The sequence below is a fragment of the Ruegeria atlantica genome (assembly GCF_013032005.1).
Taxonomy (GTDB): Bacteria; Pseudomonadota; Alphaproteobacteria; order Rhodobacterales; family Rhodobacteraceae; genus Ruegeria; species Ruegeria atlantica_A.
On sequence record NZ_WQBE01000026.1, the window covers coordinates 1 to 2,988 of the forward strand.

The window sequence follows — 2,988 nt, forward strand, 5'->3', positions numbered from 1 at the left end:
CCCAATGAGCTACAAATCCGACATCGAAATCGCCCGTGAGGCGAACAAGAAGCCGATTCAGGAAATCGGTGCGAAAATTGGCATCTCCAGTGACGATCTGCTGCCTTACGGCCACGACAAGGCGAAGGTCAGCCAGGACTTCATCAACTCGGTTCAAGGTCGTGAAGACGGCAAACTGATTCTGGTGACTGCGATCAACCCGACCCCTGCGGGTGAGGGTAAGACCACCACCACCGTCGGTCTGGGCGATGGCCTGAACCGCATCGGCAAAAACGCGATGATCTGTATCCGCGAAGCCTCGCTTGGCCCGAACTTCGGGATGAAGGGTGGTGCTGCGGGTGGCGGTTACGCGCAGGTTGTTCCCATGGAAGAGATGAACCTGCACTTCACAGGTGACTTCCACGCCATCACCTCGGCCCACTCGCTGCTGTCGGCGATGATCGACAACCACATCTACTGGGGCAATGAGTGCGAGATCGACATTCGTCGCGTTGCGTGGCGTCGTGTGGTCGACATGAACGACCGTGCGCTGCGTCAGATCACCGCCAGCTTGGGTGGCGTGTCGAACGGTTTCCCGCGTGAAACCGGCTTTGACATCACCGTGGCGTCTGAGGTCATGGCGATCCTCTGTCTGGCCACCGACCTTAAAGATCTGGAAAAGCGTCTGGGTGACATCATTGTGGCCTATCGCCGCGATAAGACCCCGGTTTACTGCCGCGACATCAAGGCCGAAGGCGCAATGACCGTTCTGCTGAAAGACGCGATGCAGCCGAATCTGGTGCAAACGCTGGAAAACAACCCGGCCTTTGTCCATGGTGGTCCTTTCGCGAACATCGCACACGGCTGTAACTCGGTCATCGCGACCAAAACCGCTCTGAAAGTGGCCGATTATGTTGTCACCGAAGCGGGTTTTGGTGCTGACTTGGGTGCCGAGAAATTCATGAACATCAAGTGCCGCAAGGCGGGCATCGCGCCGTCGGCAGTTGTTCTGGTCGCCACCGTGCGCGCGATGAAGATGAACGGGGGTGTTGCCAAAGCCGATCTGGGTGCCGAAAACGTCGACGCGGTTCAGTCGGGCTGTGCCAACCTGGGCCGTCACATCGAGAACGTGAAATCCTTCGGCGTGCCCGTTGTTGTCGCCATCAACCACTTTGTCACCGACACCGATGACGAAGTGCAGGCCGTCAAGGATTACTGCGCCGAACATGGTGTCGAAGCAGTTCTGTCGCGTCACTGGGAGCTCGGTTCAGACGGTTCTGCGCCTCTGGCTGAGAAAGTTGTGGAAATCGTCGAAAACGGTGCTGCGAACTTTGCACCGATCTACCCCGACGAAATGCCGTTGTTCGAAAAGATCGAAACCATCGCCAAGCGCATCTACCGTGCTGACGAGGTTCTGGCCGACAACAAAATCCGCAACCAGTTGCGCGAATGGGAAGAGGCCGGATACGGCAATCTACCGGTCTGCATGGCCAAGACGCAATACAGCTTCTCGACTGATCCGACTCTGCGCGGCGCGCCCACCGGCCATTCGGTTCCGGTGCGCGAGGTTCGCCTGTCCGCAGGCGCCGGCTTCATCGTTGTTGTCTGCGGCGAGATCATGACCATGCCTGGCCTGCCACGCAAACCGGCTGCGGAATCCATCTGCCTCAATGACGCAGGTGAGATCGAGGGCTTGTTCTAAGCGCCCGAATGATACATCTCGTGGTCCGGGGGTATCCCCGGACCGCAGGAGATTGAAATGCCCACTCTGATACCGCCGCAGGACTGCCACTCGATGCGGGAATTGCGGGTTCAGATCGACAAGCTGGATCGCCAATTGATTGAAATGTTGGTGGCGCGCGCAACTTACATAGATCGTGCGTCTCAGTTGAAACCCGGCGAGGGGCTACCCGCCCGCATCCCGGATCGTGTCGAAGATGTGGTGCAGCGCGTGCGCACAAGTTCCGACGAGTTGGGCATGGACCCCGATCTTGCCGAGAAGCTTTGGCGCATCTTGATTGACTGGTCGATTGCCCGCGAAGAACGCGTGCTCGGCCCCGAATGAAGAACCGGGCGCTTTGTGCGCCCGATCCGTTTTTGAAAAGAAGGGATCAAAGGATGGTAGCGCAGGTTATCGACGGTAAGGCCTTTGCCGCAAAAGTACGCGGCCAGGTGGCCGACCAGGTCGCAAAGCTGAAAGAAGAAAACGGCATCACCCCCGGCCTGGCCGTGGTTCTGGTAGGCGAAGACCCAGCAAGCCAGGTTTATGTGCGGTCCAAGGGAAAGATGACCGTCGAGGTCGGCATGAACTCGTACGAGCACAAGCTGGATGTTGACACATCCGAAGAAGACCTGCTGGCGTTGATCGACAAGCTGAACAACGACCCAGCCGTGCATGGTATTCTGGTGCAGTTGCCCCTGCCCAAACACCTGAACGAAGATCTGGTGATCAACTCGATTGACCCGGCCAAGGACGTTGATGGTTTCCACATCTCGAACGTGGGACTGCTGGGTACCGGGCAGAAGTCGATGGTGCCTTGCACGCCGCTGGGGTGTTTGATGATGCTGCGCGACTACCATGGCTCGCTCTCGGGTATGGATGCGGTTGTTGTGGGCCGATCGAATATCGTGGGTAAGCCGATGGCGCAGTTGTTGCTGGGTGACAGCTGCACCGTGACCATCGCACACAGTCGCACCAAGGACCTTCCTGATGTTGTGCGCCGCGCAGATATCGTCGTTGCTGCCGTTGGCCGCCCCGAGATGATTCCGGGCGATTGGATCAAGGAAGGTGCCACGGTCATCGATGTAGGCATCAACCGAATTGAACGGGACGGCAAGAACAAGCTGGTCGGAGACGTAGATTACGCCAGCGCGGCCGAACGCGCCGGAGCGATCACACCCGTGCCCGGTGGCGTCGGACCGATGACCATTGCCTGCCTGCTGGCCAATACTCTGACCGCCTGCTGCCGCGCCAATGCCTTGCCAGAGCCCGAAGGCCTGACAGCTTGA

3 protein-coding genes are annotated in these 2,988 nt (G+C 58.6%); all 3 read left to right on the forward strand.

Going from position 1 to position 2,988, the window contains the following annotated elements; genetic code table 11:
- Window positions 1–4: 4 nt before the first annotated feature.
- Genes GOX21_RS21380 through folD form a run of 3 tightly spaced genes read left to right on the forward strand, consistent with a single transcriptional unit; the run spans window position 5 to window position 2,988 of the window.
- Entirely contained in the window at window positions 5–1,681 is a 1,677-nt protein-coding gene (locus tag GOX21_RS21380) for a formate--tetrahydrofolate ligase (RefSeq protein ID WP_170352147.1), read from the forward strand.
- A gap of 57 nt (window positions 1,682–1,738) precedes the next feature.
- Entirely contained in the window at window positions 1,739–2,044 is a 306-nt protein-coding gene (locus GOX21_RS21385; RefSeq protein WP_170352146.1) for a chorismate mutase, read from the forward strand.
- A 53-nt stretch (window positions 2,045–2,097) separates the two neighbouring features.
- Entirely contained in the window at window positions 2,098–2,988 is an 891-nt protein-coding gene (folD, locus tag GOX21_RS21390) for a bifunctional methylenetetrahydrofolate dehydrogenase/methenyltetrahydrofolate cyclohydrolase FolD (RefSeq protein WP_170362954.1), read from the forward strand.

Excerpts from the sequence above, each read along its gene's own strand:
- GOX21_RS21380 (WP_170352147.1), top strand. The coding sequence starts at position 5 with ATGAGCTACAAATCCGACATCGAAATCGCCCGTGAGGCGAACAAGAAG.
- GOX21_RS21385 (WP_170352146.1), top strand. The coding sequence starts at position 1,739 with ATGCCCACTCTGATACCGCCGCAGGACTGCCACTCGATGCGGGAATTG.
- folD (WP_170362954.1), top strand. The coding sequence starts at position 2,098 with ATGGTAGCGCAGGTTATCGACGGTAAGGCCTTTGCCGCAAAAGTACGC.